The sequence below is a fragment of the Bacillus cereus group sp. BfR-BA-01381 genome (assembly GCF_022663555.1).
Taxonomy (GTDB): domain Bacteria; phylum Bacillota; class Bacilli; order Bacillales; family Bacillaceae_G; genus Bacillus_A; species Bacillus_A pacificus.
In genome coordinates, this window is the sequence record NZ_JAKUFR010000284.1 from 1 (window position 1) to 276 (window position 276).

The window sequence follows — 276 nt, forward strand, 5'->3', positions numbered from 1 at the left end:
GTAGCGGTTTGACTCTTTTCAACGGTAAACTTGATAGGGTTTTGATTTAAGTCGTAATGAGTAGGAGCCTTCGTTTCAATAAACTGATAGTCACCCGGACGTAAATCAGAAGCAGAAATTTTTCCATCTTTATTAGTAGTTAAATCAGAACGAACGTGATTGCCATTCATATCAACGATTTTAAATACTGCGCCTTCAAGAGTAGCGCCGTCGACGTCATCAACTTTCTTTAATTCCACAGCACCCTTCGTTAAGCTATTCTTAGCAGTAACAGAA

Annotated in this window: 1 protein-coding gene; it reads right to left on the bottom strand. The window is 38.8% G+C overall.

The features are described 5' to 3' along the window. A partial coding sequence (locus MR079_RS28700; RefSeq protein ID WP_242295108.1) for a prealbumin-like fold domain-containing protein occupies positions 1 to 276 on the bottom strand: 276 nt, incomplete at both ends.